Annotated in this window: 20 protein-coding genes and 2 pseudogenes; 6 read left to right on the top strand and 16 right to left on the bottom strand. The window is 68.6% G+C overall.

The genetic code is table 11. The features are described from left to right. On the top strand, nt 1-521 hold a 521-nt coding region (locus P3T29_RS31225; protein ID WP_280720045.1), incomplete at its 5' end, for an NUDIX domain-containing protein. Nucleotides 522-667: 146 nt separating this feature from the next. Here P3T29_RS31225 and P3T29_RS31220 read toward each other — a convergent pair. After that, complete coding sequence (locus P3T29_RS31220) at nt 668-1,417, bottom strand: TioE family transcriptional regulator (RefSeq protein WP_280720044.1); 750 nt, start codon at nt 1,415-1,417, stop codon at nt 668-670. A gap of 58 nt (nt 1,418-1,475) precedes the next feature. Between P3T29_RS31220 and P3T29_RS31215 the strand changes: the two genes are divergently transcribed. After that, on the top strand, nt 1,476-2,750 hold the full coding sequence (locus P3T29_RS31215; protein ID WP_280720043.1) for an erythromycin esterase family protein: 1,275 nt from the start codon (nt 1,476-1,478) through the stop codon (nt 2,748-2,750). On the opposite strand, the gene P3T29_RS31210 is transcribed toward P3T29_RS31215, so the two are convergent. Both P3T29_RS31210 and P3T29_RS31205 read right to left on the bottom strand, forming a co-directional pair. Next, a complete protein-coding gene (locus P3T29_RS31210) occupies nt 2,725-3,555 on the bottom strand; it encodes a class I SAM-dependent methyltransferase (RefSeq protein ID WP_280720042.1) in 831 nt (276 codons plus the stop codon). The genes P3T29_RS31215 and P3T29_RS31210 overlap by 26 nt on opposite strands. A 30-nt stretch (nt 3,556-3,585) precedes the next feature. Next, nucleotides 3,586-4,992: an NCS1 family nucleobase:cation symporter-1 gene (locus P3T29_RS31205; protein WP_280720048.1), complete on the bottom strand. Its 1,407-nt coding sequence runs from the start codon at nt 4,990-4,992 to the stop codon at nt 3,586-3,588. A 169-nt stretch (nt 4,993-5,161) separates the two neighbouring features. Between P3T29_RS31205 and P3T29_RS31200 the strand changes: the two genes are divergently transcribed. Together P3T29_RS31200 and P3T29_RS31195 are read left to right on the top strand one after the other, a co-directional pair. Next, nucleotides 5,162-6,472 carry a DUF4158 domain-containing protein gene (locus P3T29_RS31200; protein WP_280720041.1) on the top strand — a complete coding sequence of 437 codons (1,311 nt, stop codon included), beginning with the start codon at nt 5,162-5,164 and terminating at the stop codon, nt 6,470-6,472. Next, nucleotides 6,472-8,376, top strand: coding sequence for a transposase (locus P3T29_RS31195; protein ID WP_280720047.1), 1,905 nt, complete (start codon nt 6,472-6,474; stop codon nt 8,374-8,376). The genes P3T29_RS31200 and P3T29_RS31195 overlap by 1 nt, the downstream gene beginning before the upstream one ends. Nucleotides 8,377-8,612: 236 nt before the next feature. Here the strand turns inward: P3T29_RS31195 and P3T29_RS31190 are convergent, their stop codons facing one another. From P3T29_RS31190 to P3T29_RS31170, 6 genes and pseudogenes are all read right to left on the bottom strand, one after another. Beyond that, nucleotides 8,613-9,611, bottom strand: coding sequence for an ABC transporter permease subunit (locus P3T29_RS31190; protein WP_280720040.1), 999 nt, complete (start codon nt 9,609-9,611; stop codon nt 8,613-8,615). After that, nucleotides 9,608-10,504 carry an ABC transporter ATP-binding protein gene (locus tag P3T29_RS31185; RefSeq protein WP_280720039.1) on the bottom strand — a complete coding sequence of 299 codons (897 nt, stop codon included), beginning with the start codon at nt 10,502-10,504 and terminating at the stop codon, nt 9,608-9,610. The genes P3T29_RS31190 and P3T29_RS31185 overlap by 4 nt, the downstream gene beginning before the upstream one ends. Then, nucleotides 10,501-10,890 (bottom strand): GntR family transcriptional regulator, encoded by a 390-nt coding sequence (locus P3T29_RS31180; protein WP_280698007.1) that lies wholly within the window; start codon nt 10,888-10,890, stop codon nt 10,501-10,503. The genes P3T29_RS31185 and P3T29_RS31180 overlap by 4 nt, the downstream gene beginning before the upstream one ends. A 1,600-nt stretch (nt 10,891-12,490) precedes the next feature. Further along, nucleotides 12,491-12,583, bottom strand: a pseudogene (locus tag P3T29_RS32780) (recombinase family protein); the annotation flags it as partial. A 178-nt stretch (nt 12,584-12,761) separates the two neighbouring features. Beyond that, a complete protein-coding gene (locus tag P3T29_RS31175) occupies nt 12,762-14,018 on the bottom strand; it encodes a sigma-70 family RNA polymerase sigma factor (protein WP_280720038.1) in 1,257 nt (418 codons plus the stop codon). Then, a complete protein-coding gene (locus tag P3T29_RS31170) occupies nt 14,015-14,383 on the bottom strand; it encodes a YciI family protein (protein ID WP_280720037.1) in 369 nt (122 codons plus the stop codon). Before P3T29_RS31170 ends, P3T29_RS31175 begins: the two co-directional genes overlap by 4 nt. A gap of 200 nt (nt 14,384-14,583) precedes the next feature. On the opposite strand from P3T29_RS31170, the gene P3T29_RS31165 reads away from it, so the two are divergent. Continuing rightward, entirely contained in the window at nt 14,584-15,228 is a 645-nt protein-coding gene (locus tag P3T29_RS31165) for a dihydrofolate reductase family protein (protein WP_280720036.1), read from the top strand. A 141-nt stretch (nt 15,229-15,369) separates the two neighbouring features. Here the strand turns inward: P3T29_RS31165 and P3T29_RS31160 are convergent. Beyond that, nucleotides 15,370-15,570, bottom strand: a pseudogene (locus tag P3T29_RS31160) (Tn3 family transposase); the annotation flags it as partial. A gap of 244 nt (nt 15,571-15,814) precedes the next feature. On the opposite strand from P3T29_RS31160, the gene P3T29_RS31155 reads away from it, so the two are divergent. Next, on the top strand, nt 15,815-16,894 hold the full coding sequence (locus tag P3T29_RS31155; RefSeq protein WP_280720035.1) for a protein kinase family protein: 1,080 nt from the start codon (nt 15,815-15,817) through the stop codon (nt 16,892-16,894). 26 nt (nt 16,895-16,920) lie between these two features. Here P3T29_RS31155 and P3T29_RS31150 read toward each other — a convergent pair whose 3' ends face one another. The 6 genes from P3T29_RS31150 to P3T29_RS31125 all read right to left on the bottom strand — a co-directional run bounded on the left by P3T29_RS31150 (nt 16,921) and on the right by P3T29_RS31125 (nt 22,406). Continuing rightward, a complete protein-coding gene (locus tag P3T29_RS31150) occupies nt 16,921-17,343 on the bottom strand; it encodes a DUF6262 family protein (RefSeq protein ID WP_280720034.1) in 423 nt (140 codons plus the stop codon). A gap of 5 nt (nt 17,344-17,348) precedes the next feature. Beyond that, nucleotides 17,349-17,738 carry a hypothetical protein gene (locus P3T29_RS31145; protein WP_280720033.1) on the bottom strand — a complete coding sequence of 130 codons (390 nt, stop codon included), beginning with the start codon at nt 17,736-17,738 and terminating at the stop codon, nt 17,349-17,351. A gap of 142 nt (nt 17,739-17,880) precedes the next feature. Beyond that, nucleotides 17,881-18,525, bottom strand: a complete 645-nt coding sequence (locus P3T29_RS31140; RefSeq protein ID WP_280720032.1) for an HAD-IA family hydrolase — start codon at nt 18,523-18,525, stop codon at nt 17,881-17,883. Then, complete coding sequence (locus P3T29_RS31135; RefSeq protein WP_280720031.1) at nt 18,522-20,948, bottom strand: site-specific integrase; 2,427 nt, start codon at nt 20,946-20,948, stop codon at nt 18,522-18,524. Before P3T29_RS31135 ends, P3T29_RS31140 begins: the two co-directional genes overlap by 4 nt. Further along, nucleotides 20,945-21,286: a helix-turn-helix transcriptional regulator gene (locus tag P3T29_RS31130; protein WP_280720046.1), complete on the bottom strand. Its 342-nt coding sequence runs from the start codon at nt 21,284-21,286 to the stop codon at nt 20,945-20,947. Before P3T29_RS31130 ends, P3T29_RS31135 begins: the two co-directional genes overlap by 4 nt. A 121-nt stretch (nt 21,287-21,407) precedes the next feature. Beyond that, the gene (locus P3T29_RS31125) at nt 21,408-22,406 is read right to left on the bottom strand and encodes a tyrosine-type recombinase/integrase (protein WP_280720030.1); all 999 of its coding nucleotides are present in this window, start codon (nt 22,404-22,406) and stop codon (nt 21,408-21,410) included. Nucleotides 22,407-22,693: the final 287 nt, after the last annotated feature.

Genomic DNA, 22,693 nt, shown 5'->3' with positions numbered 1-22,693 from the left:
AGACCGCAGACTCCTGCCCACGATCAGCACGAGCACCCCGGAGAACCGTCACGCCAGCCCCTCTGACCAGCACGTTCGAGGATGGCGAAGCTTCATTGAGGGAGAACGTGCGCTCGCGCGTCTCGGCGTACGCGATTGCCACCACACAGGACCAAGTGCTGTTGACCCAACTCTCGGAAGCCTCACCGATTTTCGCACCTGGGCTATGGCATCTACCCGGAGGGGGAATCGATCCGGGCGAGCAGCCAGTGGAGGCGCTGGCGCGTGAGCTGCACGAGGAGACCGGCTTGGACCTCCTTGGCGCCCGTCTGGTCGACGCACGAACGTACACGGCCCGCCGATTCGGGGTGAGCTGGCACCTGGTGGGGCTCTTCTACGTCGTCGCTCTCAAGCCCGGCTCACTCATGGTCACCGAGGTCGACGGGGCCACCCACGCTGCCGCATGGATGCCTCTGTCCGGCTTGGACGATACGACGCTGTCCCCGGCAGCGATCGACGGCCTCGGGATGATCAACGTGTGACTGTTCGCGATGGTCGGCGGACGTTCGCGCAGTTGGCGAGCCCGCAGCCGGCAACCGCATGAATCGCGCCGCTGGGCCGGTTCGAATAAGTCAGCCGCGATGGAACCGTCGGTGGCCCTTCTTCTCTTCGGCTGACGACCGAAGTCTCATCCGCGCTCGCGGAGGTACGCCTCCAGTTCTGCGGCCCCGGTCAGCATCGCCCGCCCGCGGGCGGACAGCCGACCGTGCCAGTCGCGCAGCGCGGCCGCCAGCGGCTCCAGCCCGCCGGCCGCTCGCACCTGGGCGATCAGCGGGGCGATCTGCTCCAGCAGGTAGCCGCCCCGCCTGAGCTGGTGGGCCAACCGGGCGTCCCGTACGTCAGCCTCGTCGTAGACGCGGTACCCGGTCCGCAGGTCGCGGCGCGGGCGCACCAGCCCGGCGCGCTCCCATTTGCGCAGCGTCGCGGGCCGGATTCCGAGCCTCCCTGCCAGCGGCCCGATGAACGTGCCGCCGGGCCCGGAGACTGCGGCCGGCTCGGACCCCGCACCGGGCTCGGGCGCCGTGGTGGGCTCCAGGTCGCGGAGGGCGCTCTCCACGGCCTGGAGGGTCCGCCGGTCGTCGAGGAGCTGGGCGTGGCTCTCGTCGATGAGGTGGAACGCCTCATCGACCGTGCCCTGGTTCACGGCCCGCATGATCGACGTCGCCGTCTGGTGGCCGTGGCCGGGCACCAGGGCCAGAAAGGCGCGCAGGGCCCGCGCGTGCAGCGGGGTGTAGGTGCGGTAGCCGTGGGGTGTGCGACCGGCGGGCGGAAGGATGCCGGCCTCCTCGTAGTTCCTGATCGCCTGCGTGGACAGACCGTGCCCGCGCGCCAGATCAATCGGCCTGAGCCAATCACCGCTTTGAAGGTTTCTCCCCATGCGGCCGACGATATCGCGGGAAAGTTTCAATCGGAGGTTCAGCGATAGCGTTGATGTCATGGCTACTGACATCAAGGACGCCGCCCAGCCCGTCGAGGCCGCCGCCGTCATGAGGCTGCTCCCGACCCGGCCCCGGCTGCTCGCCCTGGGCGAGCCCACCCACGGCGAGGACACTCTGCTCGACCTGCGCAACGAGCTCTTCCGGCAGCTTGTCGAGCAGGAGGGCTACCGGACGATCACGATCGAGAGCGACTGCATGATGGGCCTGGTCGTCGACGACTACGTCACCTCCGGCACGGGCACCCTCGACAACGTCATGGAGCAGGGCATCAGCCACGGCTGGGGCACCTCCGCAGCCAACCGCGAGCTCGTGCGCTGGATGCGCGCCTACAACGTCCGCGCCGACAACGACGGCCGGCCCGCGTCCGAGCGGCTCCGCTTCGCCGGCTTCGACGGCCCGCTGGAGATCACCCACGCCGCGAGCCCCCGACAGGCCCTCACCGCACTCCACCGCTACCTCGCAGCCCACGTAGACGCGGACCTGCTCCCCTGTACTGCAGACACACTCGACCGCCTGCTCGGCGCCGACGACCGGTGGACCGATCCCGCCGCGATGATGGACCCGTCCCAGTCCACGGGGCAGTCGGCCGAGGCCGGCCAACTGCGGCTCCTCGCCGACGATCTGGCGGCACTACTCGACCAGCAGACGCCGCACCTGCTCACGGCGACCTTGCGGGACGACTGGGACCGGGCGTGCCTGTACGGGCGCACCGCGACCGGCCTGCTGCGCTATCACCACTGGATGGCCGACACCTCACCGGCCCGCATGACCCGGCTGTGCGCGCTGCGGGATTTGACGATGGCCCACAACCTCCTCGCCGTCGCCGCTCGGGGCCCGGCACTCATCCACGCCCACAACTCCCATCTCCAGCGGGAGAAGAGCACGATGCAGCTGTGGGAGGGGCCGGTGGAGTGGTGGAGCGCCGGTGCGCTGGTGAGCGCCCAGCTCGGCGAGGAGTACGCCTTCGTGGCCACGGCCCTCGGCACGATCCGGCACCGGGGAGTGGACACACCGCCGCCGGACACCGTCGAAGGACTCCTGTACGCGCTCCCGGAGGACCGCTGCGTCATCGACGCCCCGCAGCTGGCCACTGCCCTCGGTGACACACGGCCCGCGCCCCGCGTATCCCCCTGGTTCGGCTACGCGCCGCTTGACCCGGCCCACCTGGCGGACACCGACGGCGTCGTGTTCGTCAAGGACGTCCCGCAGGGCGATTGCACCGACTTCCCGGCTCGCGGCCGCACTCTCAGGGTCGACGTCCCCAGGCGATGAGCAAGCTATGGGCGATGTCCAGGAACTGAGGATCATCCAACAGCGCCAAGCCCTCTGCCAGTTGGTCGGAGGTGACCCTTTTCTGGTCGATCAGGCTGGGACCGACCTGATCGAAGAAGAGCCGCATGAAGGCATCGACAGCTCCACCGTCGCCCACGATCATCGGCTGCAAGGTGAGGCCGAGCTCGATCAGCCCGGCCTCCCCCATGATCGTCGGTTGCCGGCGGCGAGCCCAGGTCAGATCGCTTCCCTGGGCGGACAGGGCGTCCTCCAGAGCGCTCATGATGCGCCGCCAGGCCGAGTGCGGAGAGGAGTCCGTGGCAAAGTTGACGGGATCCTCCAGGACCAGCCAACCGCCCGGAGCCAGCCATCGCGCGGCCTTCGCGATGACCGCCTCGGGGTTTGACAGATGCATCATCAGCGCGCGGGCATGGATGAGATCGAAGGAAGCGGGTGGGAACTCGACATCACGTAGATCGCCCTGCACGACGTCGAGGTTCTGAGCCCATCCGGCGTCCAGAAAACGCACATCGATGTCGAGGGCCACCACCTTGCCGTCGGGGCACTGTGCGGACAGCCAGCGCGCGATGCTTCCCGCGCCGGCTCCCAACTCCAGGCATCGCCAGTCCTTACGAAGCCCCCGCTCCGCAAAGACCCGCTGCGACCAGGCATCGGCCATGCGTTCCAGCGCTTGCAGGCGCTTCAACTCAGTCGGCCGCTCATGGCTGAGAACCCCGGTGCTGTACCTGTCGGGGGCAGCCGGATCGCCCGCGAGATGCTCGGGACCGTCGTCGATCTGACTCATCGATACCTCCGTTGGGTGAAGCGAGACCCCTCAGGCCCTGGTACGGGTGCTGAGGCTGAGGAGGGTGTAGAGGAGGAGGGCGGAGGCGAAGCCGACGGCCCAGCCGTAGTCGGCGAGGGGTTTGAGAAGGGGGATCAGACCGTCGGTGGGGAACGGGCCTTGCCTGGCGCCCGTGGCGTCCACGGTGGAGTAGGAGCCGCCGATGGCGAGGACGCCGCCGACCAGAAACGCGATGACGGCGCGCGGGTTCCAGCCGGCGCTGTACCAGTACCGGCCGGTGCGGCGGTAGAGCTCGTCGAGGGCCAGCTCGGTGCGGCGGATCAGCCAGTAGTCGGCGATCAGGATGCCCGCGACGGTGCCGAGCAGACCGCCGACGACGCCGAGCCAGGTAAAGATGTACACGTGTGGGTTGGCGATCAGCTTCCACGGCATGATGGCGATCCCGATCACACCCGTGATCAGCGCGCCGGTACGGAAGTTGACGAACCGTGGCAGTAGGTGGGACAGGTCGTACGCCGGGCTGACGACGTTCGCCGCGATGTTCACCGACAGGGTGGCGACCAGGACGACGAGGAGGGCGAAGAGGGTGCCGGCGACGCTGTCCATCTTCGCGGCGAGGGCGATCGGGTCCCAGATCGGGGTGCCGTAGACGGCCTGCGAGCCGGAGGTGACCAGCACCGAGAGCAGCGCGAACAGCGTCATCGTGGTCGGCAACCCGAGGGCCTGGCCCCGGATCTGGGCCCGCTGGCTGCCGCCGAACCGGGTGAAGTCCGGGATGTTGAGCGACAGGGTGGACCAGAACCCGATCATGCCCATCAAGGACGGGAAGAACACCTTCCAGAAGCCGCTCCCCCAGCCCAACTTGGACGGCTGCGACAGCAGCGGACCGAACCCGCCCGCCTTCACCGCGATCCACACCAGCAGCGCCAGCGCACCCACGATCACGAACGGCGCCGCCCAGTTCTCGAACCGCCGCAGCGTCTCCATCCCCCGCGCGATCACCGCCATCTCGACCACCCAGAAGACCCCGAACGCCAACCACTGCGTCCACGGCTGCCCGGCGATATGGCTCGCGTCCCGCCATCCCGAGCCGAGCAGCTTCCCGGCGAGCAGGAAGATGCCCTCGCCGCCGATCCAGGTCTGGATCCCGAACCAGGCACACGCCACCGCGGCCCGGATCAGCGCCGGCAGGTTGGCGCCCCGCAGCCCGAACGCCGCCCGGGCGAAGACCGGAAACGGGATGCCGTACTTCGTGCCCGCATGCCCGGTCAGCAGCATGGGCACCAGCACGATCAGGTTGCCCAGGGCGATGGTGAGGACGGCCTGCTTCCAGTCCATGCCGAGCGCCACCAGCCCGGAGGCGAGAGTCCAGGACGGGATGTTGTGGGCCATACCGGGGTCTAGCCAAGATGCCTGCAAAAGGGGCCATGACGTGATCTTGGACTTCTGACCGGCTTCCTCGCCCCCGGCCTGCGCTCATCTACCACTGCCCTGTGTTGCTCGTCCTGGGTACGGCGGTTTTGATCTTCGCCCCGAGCCGGAAGTGTGAACATGCCCGCGCGGGCGGGCATCGCTCGTATCTGGCATCGGGTCGTAGGGCTTCGGGATGACGTCGATCGAGCGGACCGCATACCCGCGGTTCAAGCGGCTGATCACCGCGCGTGAACTGCATCTGTTCTTCTCGCCGGGCCGGGAGGAGGTGGAGTGGGCGGTGGCCCGGACGGACTCCGACGAGCACCAGCTCGCGCTGCTGGTCCTGCTGAAGTCCTATCAGCGGATGGGGTGCTTCCCGCGGTGGGAGGAGGTCCCGGAGCTGGTGGTCGACTTCGTACGGCGGGCCGTGGAGCTGCCGGATGATGTGGTGGCCGGCTACGGCGCGGAGAGGACCGCGAAGAACCACCGGTCTCTGGTGCGCCAGCGGGTCGGGGTGATGTACGACGCCGGGCGGGCCCGCACGGTGGCCGAGGAGGCGATCCGGGCGGAGGCCGCGTCGAAGAACAACCCGGCGGACCTGATCAACGTGGCCCTGGAGCAGCTGGTGCGGGCTGGCCTGGAGCTTCCGGCGTTCTCCACGCTGGACCGGATGGCGATGAGCATCCGTTCCGAGGTGAACGGCGACATCTTCGCCCGGGTCGCCGGGAGGATCGGGCCAGATGACCGCGCTGGGCTGCTGCGGCTGGTGACGGTGCTGGGGCTGGACCGCAAGATGGTGTTCAACGAGCTGAAGCAGTCCGCTCAGCGGGCGACCTGGTCGAACATGAAGAAGCTCGCCGAGCACCGGAAGTGGGTGGATGGGCTGGGCGACACCGAGGCGTGGCTGGAGGGCCTGGCGGCGGCGAAGATCGCGGACTTCGCCGGTGAGGCCGAGGCGGCGGACGCGGGCGTGCTCCAGGACTATGCGGAGACCAAGCGGATCACGCTGATCGCGTGCCTGGTCCACAAGGCCCGGATGCGGGTGCGCGACGACCTGACGACGATGTTCACCAAGCGGGTGGCCATCAAGTCGAAGCGGGCGCGCACCGAGCTGGAGGAGATCCGCAGTCAGCAGCAGGCGATCGTGGAGGGCCTGGTCGCCAACTACCGGACCCTGTTGCGGCAGGTCGACACCGACGGGCCCGCTCAGACGGCGCGGGCGAAGGCCGGCGCGCTGACCAAGGAGACCCTGGACGCGCTGGAGGGCCTGGACGAGGAGTCGGGGGCATCGGAGGTGAACCGGCGCCTCAAGCGCCGGGTCGCGGCGGCGTTCCTCAAGCTGGCCGAGGGGCTGATGGTGCAGTCCAACGGCCTGTTCAGCGTGACGTCGGCGGTGGACGGCTTCGGCGGATTCGGCGCCCAGTACGAGCAGATCGAGAAGGTCTCCGCCCACCACGGCGACAACTGGGAGGTGCTGCTGCACGGGCATCTGACCGGGCGGTGATGCTGAACCTGCTGGAGAGCCTGGACCTGGTGGCCACCAGCGAGGACAGCCGGGTGCTGGACGCCTTCCGGCACCTGCTGAGGTTCCGCAGTTCACGCGACTACATACCCATGCGGGGCCAGGACGACGAGGGCAAGGACACCGGGGTGGTGGACATCCGCTTCGCCACCCAGAACTGGCAGAAGATCGTCCGAGACCGGACCCGGCCCACCTCGTACGTGCGCCGGCACTTCGAGGCGATGGTGTTCTTCAACCTCGCCGAGGAGCTGCGGTGCGGCGACGTCGCGGTCACCGGCTCGGAGGAGTACGCCGACTGGAGCCAGCAGCTGCTGGAGTGGCCGCAAGTGGAGGCCGCGCTGCCGGAGTACCTGGTGGAGGTCGGCTTCCGGGAACCCGGCGACGAGCGGCCGTTCGACGCGGCGGCCTTCGTCGCCCAACTCCGCGAGCGGCTCACGGCGGCCGCGGCCGCCGCCGATTCCGGCTACCCGGAGAACGAGGGCCTGGTCATCGACCCGAAGACCGGGGTGCCGACGCTGGAGAGGTACCGGGCGGATGAGCGGCGTCCGAGTGCGGTGAAGCTGGAGCAGACGATCAAGGCCCGGTTGCCCGAGCGGTCGCTGCTGGGGGTGCTGGCCCGTACCGCGTACTGGATCGAGTGGTGGCGGCGCTTCGGGCCGGCCTCCGGGCACGACCCCAAGCTCAAGGACGCCTTCGGCCGGTACGTCATCACGACCTTCGTCAACGGCATCAACATGGGCCCCTACGAGGCGGCCCGGCACATCAACGGGGTCAGCGGGCACGAGCTGTCCGCCACGGCCAACCGACACTTCTCCATCGCCAAGCTCAACCAGGCGATCACCGACGTGGTCAACGCTCACGCCCAGCTCGACATGTCACGGGCCTGGGGCGATGGAACGGCGGTGGCTGCCGACGGCACCCACATGGACACCTACCTGAACAACCTGGTCGCCGAGACCTCGGTGCGCTACGGCCGGCCCGGCGGCATCGCCTACCACCACATCGCCGACACCTACATCGCGCTGTTCACCCACTTCATCCCCTGCGGGGTCTGGGAGGCGGTCTACATCATCGAGGGGCTGCTGAAGAACGAGTCGGAGATCCAGCCGACCACGATCCACGCAGATACGCAGGGCCAGAGCTACCCGGTGTTCAGTTTGGCCCATTTGTTAGGGTTTGAGCTGATGCCGAGGATCAGGAACTGGAAGGATCTGGTGTTCTTCCGCCCGACCAAGCAGACCTCCTACGTGCACATCGAATCCCTGTTCGGCGAGGCCGGCCGCAACGTCATCGACTGGGACCTCATCGAGCAGCACTTCAAGGACCTCATGCGGGTGGCCCTGTCGGTGCGGGGCGGCAAGGTCTCCTCCGTCCTCCTGCTGCGGCGCCTACGCTCCGGCTCGCGCAAGAACGCCCACTACGCGGCGTTCCGCGAGGTCGGACGGGTAATCCGCACGATCCAGCTGCTGCGGTACCTGACGGACCCTCAGATGCGTCGGCGGGTGACGGCCGCGACCAACAAGGTCGAGGCGTACAACGGGTTCTCCGAGTGGGTGCGCTTCGGTAATCGGGGCGTCATCAGCGAAAACGACCCCGTCGAGCAGGAGAAGGCGGTGAAGTTCAACGCCCTGCTCACCAACTGCCTGATCTTCCACACCACCCTCGACATCGCCGAGGCGGTGCGCGAGCTGCAGGCCGAGGGTTGGAAAGTCGACCCGGAGGACCTGGCGGAGGTCTCGCCTTACCTGACCGAGAAGATCATGCGGCTCGGCGAGTACTCCACCCATGAGCTCGACGTGCCGCCGGAGGCCTACGAGCCACACCTGGACGTCGACTTCGCCAAACTCGACCACCAGGATCAGCGTGAGGCGGCACCGGTTTCCTGAGCTGGATCAGGCACGGATTCCGTGTTGATCGTTCTTCCCCCTGCCGCTGCAGGTCCTTGTCGCACCTGAGGGGGCGGCCAAGTTCAGCCAGGAGGATGGGCGTGGGGTGACACGGCGGTCGAATGCCGTCGATTCGGGTCGATGCGGGCTCGTATGGTGGTGGGGCGGCCGAAGCCAGTTGCGATGGCTTCGGCCGCCCCACGCGGTGTTCTGCTCGTGTCACTGCCCCACCCGGGTCAGGCGAGCCTGCCGCGCAGCCACCAGGCGCTGAAGCCAACCAGGCCGGCAGTGAGCGCAAGGAAGATCGCTGTCTCGGACCACTGGAAAGCCCAGTAACGGTCGGCGGGCTGGTAGGAGACCGTAGCGTGCAGGTCGGCGTTGGCAAGGCAGGCGTCGTGAGCGGCCGCGTCCGAGACCGTCGCACAGGGCTGGGTCGCCATGGTGAGCGCTTGACCGGACGAGGTCCTGACCGGTTCGGCCCCGGAAAGGACCCAGGCGCCTGGTACGTTCAGATCCGCCACGAACGGGGCAGCAGGTGTTCGGTCCGTGAACCCGATGAGCGACGCGGACTTCATCGCCTCGGAGGTGAGCGCCACGTCCCCGCGGACGGGCGACTCCAGGTGCGGCCGAACCGCCAGCGGCACAAGGATCTGGACGGCGGCGAAGACCGCCAGCGTGGCCGCCATCGCGGGCACGCTGCGCCGGATCAGCAGGCCGACACACGTTCCGAGGGCCACCGCGAAAGCGGCGTAGCTGAGCGGGACGACGCCTCGGGCGCTAAAGAGCAGCGGGGTAAAGCGGTTGTTGTTGATCCGGTCGAGCGGGCTCGCGAACCAGGACACCAGCAGGCTGAGCAGTCCGGTGGTGACCGCGGCGGCCAGGCCGATGAACACGAGCTTGACCGCGAGCCAGCGGGTGCGGGTGATGCTCTGGTTCCAGATCAGCCGGTGCGTGCCCGTCTCCAGCTCGCGGGCGATCAGCGGCGCGCCCCAGAAGGCCCCGATCAGGCCCGGTACCAGGAGTACCAGGCCGGTGCCGAGGTAGTACGGGAAGCGGTACTGGGTGGTCAGCTGGGACACCGGCGAGCAGCCGCCGTTCGGGCAGCCGGCCAGGGCGCTGTTGTAGGCGTTGTGCAGTTGGAAGCCGCTGATCAGCAGGTATGCCGTGACAGCGGACAGGGCGGCCAAGGCCACCAGCAACTGGGTACGGAATTGGCGCCAGGTCAGCCAGGTCATCGCTGCGTCTCCAGCACGGGTCGGTGGTCGGCGCCGGCGGCGCCGGCCCGGGTCATGTAGGACAGGACGAGGTCCTCCAAGGCGAGCGGCTCCATCACCCAGGACGGATCGTCGACGGTCGCGTCGGCGCGCACGACGAAGGTGCTCTGCCGGTCGGTGTGGTCGGCCTGGACGACCTGCATGCCCGCAGGCAGCGAGTCGGCCTCGCGGCGGGCCGTGGTCAGCCGGAAGTGGGTGGCCAGCAGGTCGTCGATCTCGCCGACCGCCTGGACCCGGGAGGCGGCCAGGACGATCAGGTGGTCGCAGACCCGCTCCAGATCCGAGACGAGGTGCGAGGAGAGCACGACGGTCGCCTCGGTCTCGGCCACGAACTCCATCAGGCTCTGCAGGAACCCGCGCCGGGCCAGGGGGTCAAGCGCCGCGACGGGTTCGTCGAGCAGCAACAGGTCCGGGCGCTTGGCCACAGCAAGGGTCAGCGCCAGTTGAGCCCGCTGCCCGCCGGAGAGCCGGCCGGCCCGCTGCGCGGGGTCGAGGCCCAGCTGCTGGATCCGGCGCTCGGCCAGAGCGGCGTCCCAACGGGGGTTGAGCTTGGCGCCCAGGCACAGATGGTCTGCGATCGACAGCGCGGCGTAGGTGGGCGTGTCCTGGGCGACGAAGCCGACCCGGGCCATCTGCGCGGTGCTGGACGCGGGGCGTTCGCCGAGGACTTCGATGCTGCCGGAGGTCGGGGTGAGCATGCCGCAGGCCAGCTGCAGCAGGGTCGACTTGCCCGCACCGTTCGGGCCGACCAGCCCGACGACCCGCCCCGCTGGCACACTCAGCGTGCAGTCGGACAGCGCCTGACGTCGGCCATAGCGTTTGCCAAGCCCTCTTGCTTCGATGATCGCGGTCATTTCTCCTCCTCGGTGGAACTGCGAAAGGTGTTGAGGAACAGGGCCTCGATGCTCTCCTCGTCCAGTCCGGCGCCACGGGCCCTGGCGAGCCAGCGCTGCAACTCCTGACGCAACGGCTCGTGCTCGGATCGCGGCATGTCGCCGAGCGTGCCGGTGACAAACGTGCCGACCCCGGGCTTGGGGGAGACCAGGCCCTCGTTCTCCAGCTGCCGGTAAGCCTTGAGCACGGTGTTGGGGTTGATCGCGACCTTGGCCGCGACGTCCTTGACCTTCGGCAGGCGATCCCCCTCCGACAGCAAACCCAGCCGCAGGGCCTGGCGTACCTGGTGGACCAACTGCATGTAAGGAGCGACACCGGACCGGGCCTCGATGTGAAACTCGATCACCGTAACCTCATTTATCTAGCTTCCTAGCACTATAGAACTAGGAGACTGATGCCATGTCAAGCGGAGTGATCGACAGCTCGCTGGGCACATGGGCGGCCTATGGAGGGTCGCCGCCACCGCGTTCGACCACTCCCGCAAACGATCCTTTCCGGGAGGAAGATCGGGAAGGGGTGCAGGGGGCGCCCCCGGAGGCCCGATCGGTTCCCAGAACTCGTTCTCACGCAAGTGGCCACGAGACCCTGTTCTGGGAATGGTTTGTGAGAGGATTTCGGGCGTGACGGACCCTCAGAACATCTCCGGAAGCGTGTGACGAGGAGCGATAGCTGGCCCATCAGATCCATTGTTGGCCCGACACGGTCCTCCCCGATGCGGCAGGATTCGGATCCGTGATCGTTCCTACGCGTGTAGCCATGCCCGGCCAGGTGCGAAGCCTGGCAGCCCACCACCCTGCGGGCCCGCTCTACGTGACGAGTTACGGGGTCGACATCCTCGAAACGGTTCTGAGTGCGGTAGACCTCTCGGGTGCCGTGCTGTGGCAGCGGACCTTTCCAGGCACCGGGCGTCCGCGGTCTCGTGGCTCCCAGCAGGGGGTGATGTGGCTGGCCCGGCCTGGGGACAGCGGTCCGGTGCTGGAGGAGATCGGCCCGGACGGTGAGACCGGAAGCGTCGTTTCCCCTACTTGCGACGCCGGCGAAGAGATCGGTGCCTTCGTGGTGCTGGACGACGGGTTCTGCATCTCCTGGGCCGCCGCTCCCCCTTTCCAGCGCGGCGACGCCCCGTACCGCGAGCCCCGTGTAGCCAGGTACGCCCGCGACGGCCAGTGCCTGTGGTCGTCACCGATCACTCTCGGCGCGCTCTCTCACGCAGGTGTGGTTGAGGCGGGAGTCCAGACCGACTGGGAGGTGCGCCCCAAGCGGCCGTGGACTCCGCAGGAAGTCGACGTCGACCACTGGGAGCCGCTGCTGGTGTCCGGGGACAGAGTGGCCGCCAGCTTCGTGGAGCAACGCAGTGGGATCGGCGCCACCTTCTTCCTGGACCTGGCGGGCGGCGGGATCGTCGCATGGACGAAGCCCTTGCCAGCGGGCCGGAAAGCCATTGCCGGGCCAGCGGAGTTCCTGATCGACTCGCAGGGCTACGGGGAGTTCAGCACCGCACGCTACGACCGGGACGGCGCTCAGGTCGCGCGCTGGAACAGCCACGGAGCCATGCTGGTCGATGCGTCCGGAGCGGTTCGAGGTCCCGAGCTGGAAAACCGTCTCCCGTCCCGCTCAAGGTTCCGGGAACTGACCGACACAGGGGCCCTGCTGGATGGCCCTGCGCTGACTGGCTACTACACCTCCTACCCCGCACTGGACAGTGCAGGCACCACCGTGTTCTGGCGGGACGGCAGGCTCCTGGCCATCGACTCGAGCCTCGGGCAGCAGGAGTACTTCTCGACCGACGACTCCCGAAACGTCATGAGCCGCACCCTGCTGCTCGACACCGGGCAGATCGCTTTTGCATTGGACAGTGAGCTGCTGCTCTTTCAGACCCCGCTCAACCCGCTCGCCTCCGGCGCTTGGCCCTGCGGAGACGGAAATCTTCACGGCAGCCCAGTCAGGTGGACCTTCTCGCAGCCGACCGCGCGGAGCGCGTCTTCCTGGGCTTCGGGGTGTTGGTCGCGGGTCGATACACGGGCAACGCCGATTTTCATGATCGAACCGTATCGCGAAAGGGGTTGCCCGTTACATAGGCGCGTACGCGGGAAGCGTTACAGTCGCGACCTGCGGAAACGTTATGTCGATCTTTGTGTCTCACGAACGATCGTTTCCGGACGTTGGAGCCCTCGGGGCGGCGCGGTGGCAGCCCCGACCGGGGTGGCGCGGGAAGGGTCAGCCGGAGGCGGGACGTGGCGCCAGTCGGGCGGCGCGGGTTTCCAGGTAGCGGCACTCGGTCAGGCTGGTGGTGCCGCGGGCGGCGCGGTGGTAGTACTCGCGGGCCGCCGGATGGTCGCCGGCCATCTCCAGCAGGTGTGCGCGGACCGCGTACAGCCGGTGGTGGTCGGTGATCCGGTCGTCCGCGGCCAACTCGTCCAGCAGGGCCAGGCCGGCCCGCGGTCCGTCGATCATGGCGACCGCCACCGCCCGGTTCAGGCTGGCCATCGGGTTCGGCGAGAGCCGCTCCAGGATCTTGTACAGCGTGTTGATCTGACGCCAGTCGGTCTCGCCGGTGCTGGGCGCCTCGTCGTGCAGCGCGGCGATGGCGGCCTGCAACTGGTAGGGGCCGAGTGTCGAGCGGGTCATCGCGTCGGTGACCAGCGCGACGCCCTCGGCGATGCGACCGCGGTCCCAGCGCGAGCGGTCCTGCTCGTCGAGCGGGATCAGCTCGCCGTGCGGGCCGGTGCGGGCGGCCCGGCGGGCGTCGGTGAGCAGCATCAGGGCCAGCAGGCCGGCCACCGCGCCGTCGTCCGGCAGCAGCCGGTGCAGCAGACGGGTCAGCCGGATCGCCTCGGCGGCCAGGTCGTCGCGCCGCAGCCGGTCTCCGGAGCTGGCGATGTAACCCTCGTTGAAGATCACGTACAGCACGTGCAGCACGACCCGCAGTCGCTCCGCCCGATCCTGCCCGACCGGCATGGTGAACTCGCTGCCGGTGGCCTTGATCCGCTGCTTGGCCCGGCTGATCCGGGCCGCCATGGTCGGTTCCGGCACGAAGTAGGCGCGGGCGATCTCTGCGGTGGTCAGGCCGCCGACCGCGCGCAGCGTCAGCGCGACCTGCGAGGCCGGGCTCAGCGCCGGGTGGCAGCACAGGAACAGCAGGGTCAGCGTGTCGTCCCGGTTGGCCGGGGTGTCCTCGCCGGGGCCGGGCGACGTCCGATCCGGCTCCCGGGCGGCCACCGCGTCCTCGCGCCGGCGCCGGGCCTGTTCGCTGCGAATCTGGTCGACCAGGCGGCGGCCGGCGACCGTGGTCAGCCAGCCGTGCGGGTTGTCTGGGACGCCCTCGGTCGGCCAGCGTGTCGCCGCGGCGAGCAGCGCCTCCTGCACGGCGTCCTCGCTCAGGTCGAACTGCCCGTACCGGCGCACCAGCGCGCCGAGGACTTGCGGCGCGAGCGCGCGCAGCAAGTCCTCGACGGTGGCGCGGCCGGCGCTCACGCGGTCGGGCCGCCGGAGAAGATCACCTGGCGGACCTCGATGCCCAGGCCGTTGAACCGGGCGTCCGGGATCATCGCGGCCAACTCCAGCGCACGGTCCCTGCTTGCGACGTCGACCAGGTAATAGCCGCCCAGGAACTCCTTGGCCTCCAGGTAGGGACCGTCGGTGACGACCGGCACACCCTCGCGGACACGGACCACCGAGCTCTGGGACGGATCGGCCAGCGCCTCGGTCCCGATCATCTCGCCGGACTCGCGGATCGTCTTCATGAATGTGCCGTGGCCGTCCATGATCTCCTGGCGCTCGGCCTCGGTCAGTTCCTCCATGATGGCCGGGTTGATGTGCATGATCAGCAGGAACTTCATGTCCAACTCCTCACCGTCGTGGCGCCCGGTCGGGCCCCGTCATCGGGTGGTCGTCGCGGGCCGACCGCCCTTGACATGCCGGCGGCGGGTTCAGCAGATCAGATGATTCTGCCGGACCGGGTCAAGATCCGTCGATCGGCTCCGACCTCACGGTGACGATCCAAGTCTCACCACCGCTATCGCCATCGCAGGAGGAACACGTGGCTCAGCTACTGAGAGTCCAGAACTTCAACGTCTCAAGTGACGGAATCGGTGCCGGTGAGGACCAGACCCTCGAGAGGCCATTCGGTCATGTCGAGCCCGAGAGGCTGTTCGCCTGGGCCGGCGCCACGGCGAGCTGGCCCATGCGCACCGATCCCGGGGGCAGCCGGGGTCTCGACGATTACTTCACGCGGGACTACGCCCGCAACATCGGCGCCGAGATCATGGGCCGCAACAAGTTCGGGCCCCAGCGCGGGCCCTGGAACGATCACGAGTGGCGCGGCTGGTGGGGTGACGAGCCCCCGTTCCGCACCCCGGTGTTCGTCATGACCCACCACAAGCGTCCTTCGTTCACGCTCTCCGACACCACGTTCCACTTCGTCGACGGCGACCCTGCCACGGTCCTCAAACAGGCCCGGGAGGCGGCGCAGAGCAAGGACGTCCGACTCGGCGGCGGGGCTACCACCATCCGGCAGTTCCTCGACGCCGACCTCGTCGACACCCTGCACGTGGCGGTCTCGCCGGTGAAGCTCGGGTACGGAGTACGGCTCTGGGAGTCCCCCGATGAGCTGCTCGACCGGTTCCACCTGGAGGTCGTTTCCAGCCCGAGCGGGGTGACGCACCACCTGTTCTGGCGAAAGTGACCGGTCCTCAGGGCTGGCCCCGGTCGGCTGTTCTGCCTCCCGGGGCTGCCATGAGGCGGGCCGTCGAGCGATGGTTACTCAGCGTTACTTGTGGGGCTACGGCAGCTATACGAGAACCGGGCCGTTACCGCTGGAATGGCATCAGGCCTCGTACGGGCGGCGGGGCCGCAGCGGCCGGTAACCGGCCGGGTCGAGCTTGGCGAGCTCGCTGTCGACCTCGACATTGATCGTGCCGAAGAAGTTCACGTTCTCGCTGTGGGCCGGAGAGATGTGCGCAAGGAGCTCGTCGTCGACCGCCCTGCCCTCGGCCCGCATCTGAGCGATGGCCAGGCCGTAGTACTCGGTCGTCCAGGTCGTATCCGGGGCAAACGGGTGAACGACGGGTGTTCGCGCAGGTAGAACGCTTGCGGTCGCGTCCGTAAGAGATCGGCGTCAGGAGGTCTCGTGGCGGGCGGTGTGTCAGGGGCCGGGGTGGCGTGGGAGGTTCTCGCTCGGGGCGGGACACGCCGGGAGGGCCTTCGCGGATAGGGTCGATCACGTTTGCGAGATCACCGACGCCCTGGTTCGGGGCACCGAGGAGCCGTCGATGCGCCACTCAGCCCCGCGGCATGCCGCACGCCTTGCCACTTATGGGACCGTAGCCACGCGCCTGTCCCTGCTGAGCGACCGCCGGCTCAGCGACGTCGTGACCGCAGCCGCCCCGCTCGGGTCCGGCATCGGTGGCAGGTCGGCCGAGCTGGACATCGACGGGACGCGGGTCTTCGTCAAGCGGGTGCCCTTGACGGACATCGAGTTGCGGCCGGAGAACGCGCGGTCGACGGCGAACCTCTTCGGGCTGCCGATATTCTACCAGTACGGGGTGGGCTCGGCCGGGTTCGGGGCCTGGCGCGAGCTGGCCGTGCACGTGATGACCACCAACTGGGTCCTCGGGAACGCGTACGAAGGCTTTCCGCTGATGTACCACTGGCGCATCCTGCCCGACTCCCCTCCCGAGGGGTTCGCCGACGACTTCGGAGGCATCGACGGGGCAGTCACGCACTGGGAAGGCTCATCGGCCGTGCGCGAGCGGCTGGAGGCCATCAGCCGGTCCTCGTCCAGCCTGGTGCTCTTCTTGGAACACATCCCGCAGACACTCGCCGACTGGCTGCACGACCACCCGACCGCCGCACCGGAGGGCGGGGAGGGCTGCCCGTACCCATGGGTAGAGGAGGCCCTGGCGCGCGGGACCGCCTTCATGAGCTCGCACGGACTCGTCCACTTCGACGCCCACTTCGCCAATGTCCTGACCGACGGTCGACTGCTCTACTTCGCCGACTTCGGACTCGCCCTGAGTTCCGGCTTCGAACTGTCAGCAGCCGAGACGGAGTTCCTGTCGAACCATCTCGCCTACGACCGCTCCCACACCGCGAGCCATCTGCTCCGCCACCACCTGCCCGAAGGTCTGCGCGGCGGCACGGAACACGAGGCCTTCCTGCGCGAGTGGATCACTGGCCAGCAGCCCGATGGCGTCCCGCGCGAGATCGCCGCGATCATCGACCGACACGCCCGCACTACCGTCGTCATGGGCGAATTCCGCCGCCGCCTGCTCACCGAGAGCAAGCGGACGCCATTTCCGGCCGCCGAGATCGAGCGGGCCTGGGGCACTGCGGTCGCGGCGCCCCACTGAGGCCAGACCTCCGCAAAGGATCGCCGTCAGGAGGTCTCGGAACGGGCGGCGTGCCGAGGGCCGAGGCGACGTCGCAGTTCGAGGTTCTCGCTCTGGGCGGCTTCGAGAGCCTGCCGCAGAGCCTGGACCTCGTCGCGGTGCCCCTGCTTGAGCTCGGCGAGCTGGACGGTGAGGGTCCGCACGACACTGCTGGGTGAGTCGTCAGGCGGCTGCATGGTCGGTCGTGGTGGGCGGCTTCGCTGCTGGGCCCTCAGATGCTCGACGCGCTGGCGGATCTCGGTGCACCGGTAGAGGAAGTCGAGCGAGACGTCGGCGGTCTGGGCGAGGCCTCGGAAGGTGATGGGTTGGCCACGGCGGATCATCTCGCGCAGGCCCTTCTTGGCGCGGGCCTGGGTGGCGGCGCTCTTTCGGGCGGCGGCCTGGCGGAGGTTGTCGGGGTTGCCGCGCATGCTGGTCAGCTCCCGTCCTGGCCGCGGGTGATTGCGTCGGTGCGGGCGTCAACGCCAGCTCCGCGGACTGCCTGGAGCGGCCCGTCGGCCAGACGGGTCTGTTCGAGCTTGAGGATGATGCGGCCGAGGGCGTCCTGTTCCTGGCGGCGTCCGGCGAGCCAGATGTTGTCCTCGCCCATCGGCTGTCCGGTCCGGGCCGTGAAGGCTTGCTGCCGTTCCTCGATGAGCTGGTCGGTGCGGTGCCGCTGGGAGGTGAGCTCGGGCAGGAAGGTGGCGTCGGTGGCGAACTTGTCACAGGTCAGGCAGGCGTTGCCCTTCGCGCAGACCTGACGGGGCGGCAGCAGACACAGGCCGTTGGGCAGGATCCGGTCGGTGCGCTTGTCCAGCTCCAGCATGTCGTAGAGGTCGCGCGGGTCGGTTGTCAGCTCGCGGGCATCAGCGGTGATCTTCCGCTAGCGCAGGAACTCGCGTTCGTGGGTCTCGGCGAGGGTTTAATGGTGGAGTCGGGTATTGGAACTGTCGGAATGCCTCCACCGGTCACAGCCCCTGCGGGTGTTGGGTCGCTGTGGAGAGGAGAGTGGACAGGGCATCCTGGAGATCTTCGATCTGGCGGTAGTGGAGGGCAGCCATCCCCACCTCGCGGGCCGCGATGACGTTGGCGGTGGTGTCGTCGATGAACAGGCAGCGGTGGACCGGGGCTCCGACCCGTTCGGCGGCGATGAGGTAGACACGCGGATCTGGCTTCGCGACACCGATGCGGGAAGTGTTCACCACGGCATCGGCGAGGTCGTTCAAGCCTTGCCGGGCAAGATCCGACTCCAATCGTGTGGTCGCGTTGGAGACCAGGGCGACCGTCGCGACTTCGCGAACCCTGGTGAGGAGCGACACGACCTCTTGATCGACGCGTGGCATGAGATCAGACCAGGCGGTGACCACGCTTCGGGCGCGGTCCATTGATCCACATACGTCGGCGAGGTCCGTGGCCACCGCCGAACGCCATTGCTCATCGGTGATCTCCCCCGTGATCGCGGGGTGCAGGCGAGCTGGTGCGAAGGCGGCTGCCGCGAAGGTGCCCGCCGGGAGTCCATGGACATGGTCAAGGTCAGCGTGTCCGGGAGTGGGCCAATGCCGCAGCACCCCGTCGATGTCACAGAGTACGGCGTCGTAGGGGAGGACAGTCATGGTGCGAACTCCTTTGCAGTGATGGTCCGTTGGCTGACGTCGGCGGCATAGGCGGCCCAGTCGCCAGCGGATGCCTTCTGCCACTGGACGGCGACTTGGATGTGGATGCCGAGCATGCGGGCCAGGATCGCGGCCGGGACTTCCTCGGCGAGCGCGAACAGGGCCGTTGACCGGGCCTGGCCTGGTTGGATTCCAACGGCGATCAGCCGTAGGCCGAGCCGGTCGGCGCTGATGTGCTGGCCTGGGCGTTGACCTGGAAACAGCCAGGGCGTCTGATCGGTGTGTCCGATCACCGTGTAGGGGCGGCGTGTAGCGATCAGGTCGAGGACCAGTGCGGCGAGCGGTTCGGGCAGGACGGTCGGGGAGGTTCCCAGCTGGATCGAAACCCGGCCGTTCGCCTCTGTGACCTGATCGACGGTGAGGCTGCTGATCGTGCTGAGCCGTTGGGCGTAGAAGAGTAGGAGCAGTCCGGCGACCCGGTCGGCCGTGGTCAGCGTGGCGTCGTGGAGGAGCCTGCGGGCGTCGTCCCACCGGCCTTCGGAGTCGTGGGGGCCGACCGGGCCCTGCCAGCGCTCGGCGCCGAAGGTCAGCCCTTTGGCCAGCCGGTTCTTGCTTGCCCAGCGGATGAAGTGGCCGGTCTGGTCCCGGTAGCTGAGGCCTTCGTCCGCTTTCCACTGGTCCAGGTCGGTCTGGGTGCAGGTGGTGAGGGTCAGCTCTCTGCCGGACAGCCAGTCCAGGAAGTTGACGGCGGCGGTGATGTGGCTGCGGACGTTGGCCATCTGCAGGTGGGTGGTGTGGCCGGCGCCGAGGCGGCCGCGCAGGCGACGTAGGTGGTGCCAGACCGCGTAGCGGTGCAGCATGGCTCGTTCTTCGTGATCGTCACGGGATGCGACGGTCCGGGAGGTCCAGCGTTCGAGTTTCACCAGGCGCTCGTCGCGGTCGGGCAGTATGCCTCCGGCGACGAGAACGGCCCGCAGATGGTCGAGGGTCTTGCTGGCCGTGAGCTCGTCGAGGACGTCGTGGGTCACCGCGCGTTGGTCGGCCGCGATCTCCTTCATCAGCCCGGCGACGACTGGGCGCGACAGCCAGGCGACTGCGGTGACCGGCCGGTCGATGCCGGTCAATGCGGCGTGCAGCGGGGCCAGTTCCCGGCGAACGGACCCGTCGGGGCCGGCGAACACCTCGTCGGCGCGTTGGGTGAGAGTGCAGCGGTGGCAGGGCCGGTGCGCGCTGGTCTGCCAGGTGGTCTTGCAGATCGGGCACCGTTCCCAGAAGTCCGGGTCGGGGTTGAGGCACCTCGCGCACAACGGTGCCTTGCGTGTGCCGCCGCGGATCGAGGCGATGGTGTGGCAGCCGCTGCAGCGGGCCCACCAGGACTGGCACCGCTCGCACCACGGTTCGCCGGTCGCGGCGGAGATCTCGCAGGGCGTCGATCGACCGCAGATCCCGCAGGTCGCGGCGGTGCGAGGTCGGCAGTGCTGGCACCAGGGGCCGTCCGCGGTGCGGGCCGCGACGCGCCGTCGGCGTCCGCAGCCATGACAGTCTTCGAGGTTGATCGGATCGTTGCTGAGGCAGTTCGGACACAGCGGGCGGCCCTCGGCATCGCGGGTCGCCGGTTCGCGGACCGCTCCGCAGCCCGCGCAGGGCACTGCCCGGTGGTGCGCGAAGCAGGTGCGGCAGACTCTCTGCCCGTCCAGCAGCTTGGACAGTGCCACCGTCCGACTGCAGCGCGGGCACGACGGTCGAGCGATGTTGCTCGCTCCCGCCGCGAGGAGTTCGTCGATGAAGCGCAGGACCGCCGGGGTCGGGGCGTCGCTGCCCGCACCGGTCAGCAGGGAGGGCTGGTTGACGATCGCCCAGGCCAGCCGACGCTGCCCGGCCGGGCGCACCGTCGCTCGGCCCAGAGCGGCCATAACGTCGGCCGCCTCGAAGCCCGGGGAGATCACGGCGATGGCTTCCGCCAGCAGTACCGTCGGGTCGCCCTGGTCGTCGGGGCATTGATCACAGCGAGGCTGGCCGTGACGGTCGCGGGTGGAAACTCGCCGCTGGTCTCCGCAGGCGGCGCAGGTCTGGGCTGTGTCCCGGCATGGCGAGCAGAGCAGGTATCCCCGCCGGCTGATCATGTAGGTCAGGGTTCGCCCGCACTCACCGCACCGTGGAGCGGCTATCGAGGTCGCGCCGGCCTCCCGCAGCCCTCGCAGGAGTTGTCCCACCGACCACGCGACCGGCGGTCCTCCGGTCGTCAGCACCTGCGGGCAGTCCGAGAGGAGCTGGGCCAGCTGACGGCGTTTCGCGCGCCCGCCGGCGACACCGACGACGACCGCGTGGATCCGGGCAGCGTCCAAACCGTGTTCGACCGTCGCGACCAGCCGCACGATCAGGCCAACCGGGTCCGCCAGGGCCTCGTCGACGGTGTCGCTCACTGGTCCGCCGGGGCGATCCTGGCCCGCTTGGGCCGCAGGTCGCCGATGCTCTCGGCGGCTGTGCCGCCAGCGGCGGCCTTCTTGGGCCTCTGCGCGGCGCCGGCTGCGGCGACGGGTTCGATCAGGTCGTCCATCGTGCAGTCCAGGATGTCCAGCAGGGCCATGAGGATCTTCAGACTGAGGCGCTCGGGGCGCTCGACGACGAGCCGGTAGACCTGGCTGGAGGACAGGTTGATGCCGCGTTGGGCCAGCGGCGGCAGCAGGTCTGTGGTGGAGAACATGCCGTGGTCCGCCATCAGGTGACGCAGGTGCCAGCGGTAGTCGAGTTTGGCGGCCATCATCGGTCCTTCCCGGTCGGCGCCTCGTCGAACGCCGGGTTGAGTGCGTTGCCCAGAGCAGTGTTCATGAAGTCGTCGCTGACGTGGGTGTATACGGCCGTCGAGCTGTCGCATTCGTGGCCTACTTGCTGCTGGATAAACGCCTATCTACCCCGTTTTCGGTCAAATGTGTGACATATGAATGTCTGAGGGAATGGGGAACCAGAGCCTTGGGGAGCTTCAGGGCGTCGCGGTAGGCGACGAACCGGGCGTTGATCTCGGAGGGCTTGACCCGGCCGCCGCGTTCGGTCACCCACAGCGCCGGGTGGTCCTCGCAGCCGAAGCGCGGGCGGACGTTCTCCACGTAGTCCTGGGCCGCGTCTACTGCCCAGTCCATGACCGACAGTACGTTCCGGCGCCGCGGCGGCTGCCCTCTCTTCGCCTTGCCGTAGCGCACGTTGAGCGTTCCGTACCGGCCGAACTGACGCGCCTTCGGGTTGCGGCCGAAGTCGACCACATCCAGCTTCGAGGTCTCCGTGCGCCGCAGGCCCCAGCCGTAGACGACCTTGAAGAGGGTGGCGTCCCGGTAGGCGGCCAGTGCCCCCTTGCGCTTGGACCGCACCGCGCGGTCGACCTGGTCGTCGGCGTAGTCGAGGAACCGCTGCAGTTCGTCGCGGGTGAACGGCCGGGCCTCGGGGTCGCCCTCGTAGTCGTTGAGGTGGGCGATGGCGTTCCACTCGTGGCAGATCGCCACCGGGTGGGTGCCGAAGGCGTCTTCGCAGGCGGTCGCCCAGCCGTAGCGGCCGTCGATCAGGAACTCGGTGAACTGCCGCACCTCGCCCTGGTAGCTGCGGATCGTGGACGGCGCCAGGTGCCTCTCACCGGTCAGCGAGGCCGACCACTCGTCCATGTGGCCCGGCAGCCACTGCCACGGGTACTCGTTGGTGAACTCGTGGAAGCGCCGGATCAGCCGCTCGCGGGCGACGATCGTGTCCTCCTTCAGGCCCCGGGACATCTGCTGGGCCCGCCATCCGCGCAGCATCGCCGCGACCATCGCGTCCTCCGGACGCAGCTGGATCACCCCGGAGACCAGCTCCAGCTGAGCCGCTCCGGCCAGGGCCGCCGTTCGCTGTTGCACCACGCAGACCATCCCTTCTAGAGGGCAGATCCTGCATCAGATGGGATGAGCGTGGCAAACTGCCTGGTCAGATGGCTAGTTCGTAGTAGTCTTCGAGAGCATCAGCGCGTCGCCATGACCTGCGTTCCGCGTAATTCAGGGGCCCTGGAGTCCCTGCCGGGTTGAAGGTGCAGGTCAGCCGGGTGGGGGCTGGTGACGCGGTCGGATTCGCCTAGAGACGCGATTTTACGGATCTGCCTGCGCTGACCTGCAGTTGGTCCGTAGGGTCTGGAGTCGTGTACGTGAAGACG

It is taken from the genome of Kitasatospora sp. MAP5-34, assembly GCF_029894335.1.
GTDB lineage: Bacteria > Actinomycetota > Actinomycetes > Streptomycetales > Streptomycetaceae > Kitasatospora.
The sequence above is the reverse complement of the archived record's forward strand: the minus strand, read 5'-3'. Positions and strand labels throughout refer to the sequence as shown.

Excerpts from the sequence above, each read along its gene's own strand:
- P3T29_RS31220 (WP_280720044.1), bottom strand. The coding sequence starts at position 1,417 with ATGGGGAGAAACCTTCAAAGCGGTGATTGGCTCAGGCCGATTGATCTG.
- P3T29_RS31215 (WP_280720043.1), top strand. The coding sequence starts at position 1,476 with ATGGCTACTGACATCAAGGACGCCGCCCAGCCCGTCGAGGCCGCCGCC.
- P3T29_RS31210 (WP_280720042.1), bottom strand. The coding sequence starts at position 3,555 with ATGAGTCAGATCGACGACGGTCCCGAGCATCTCGCGGGCGATCCGGCT.
- P3T29_RS31200 (WP_280720041.1), top strand. The coding sequence starts at position 5,162 with ATGACGTCGATCGAGCGGACCGCATACCCGCGGTTCAAGCGGCTGATC.
- P3T29_RS31195 (WP_280720047.1), top strand. The coding sequence starts at position 6,472 with ATGCTGAACCTGCTGGAGAGCCTGGACCTGGTGGCCACCAGCGAGGAC.
- P3T29_RS31190 (WP_280720040.1), bottom strand. The coding sequence starts at position 9,611 with ATGACCTGGCTGACCTGGCGCCAATTCCGTACCCAGTTGCTGGTGGCC.
- P3T29_RS31185 (WP_280720039.1), bottom strand. The coding sequence starts at position 10,504 with ATGACCGCGATCATCGAAGCAAGAGGGCTTGGCAAACGCTATGGCCGA.
- P3T29_RS31170 (WP_280720037.1), bottom strand. The coding sequence starts at position 14,383 with ATGAAGTTCCTGCTGATCATGCACATCAACCCGGCCATCATGGAGGAA.
- P3T29_RS31155 (WP_280720035.1), top strand. The coding sequence starts at position 15,815 with ATGCGCCACTCAGCCCCGCGGCATGCCGCACGCCTTGCCACTTATGGG.
- P3T29_RS31150 (WP_280720034.1), bottom strand. The coding sequence starts at position 17,343 with ATGCGCGGCAACCCCGACAACCTCCGCCAGGCCGCCGCCCGAAAGAGC.
- P3T29_RS31145 (WP_280720033.1), bottom strand. The coding sequence starts at position 17,738 with ATGCTGGAGCTGGACAAGCGCACCGACCGGATCCTGCCCAACGGCCTG.
- P3T29_RS31140 (WP_280720032.1), bottom strand. The coding sequence starts at position 18,525 with ATGACTGTCCTCCCCTACGACGCCGTACTCTGTGACATCGACGGGGTG.
- P3T29_RS31130 (WP_280720046.1), bottom strand. The coding sequence starts at position 21,286 with ATGGCCGCCAAACTCGACTACCGCTGGCACCTGCGTCACCTGATGGCG.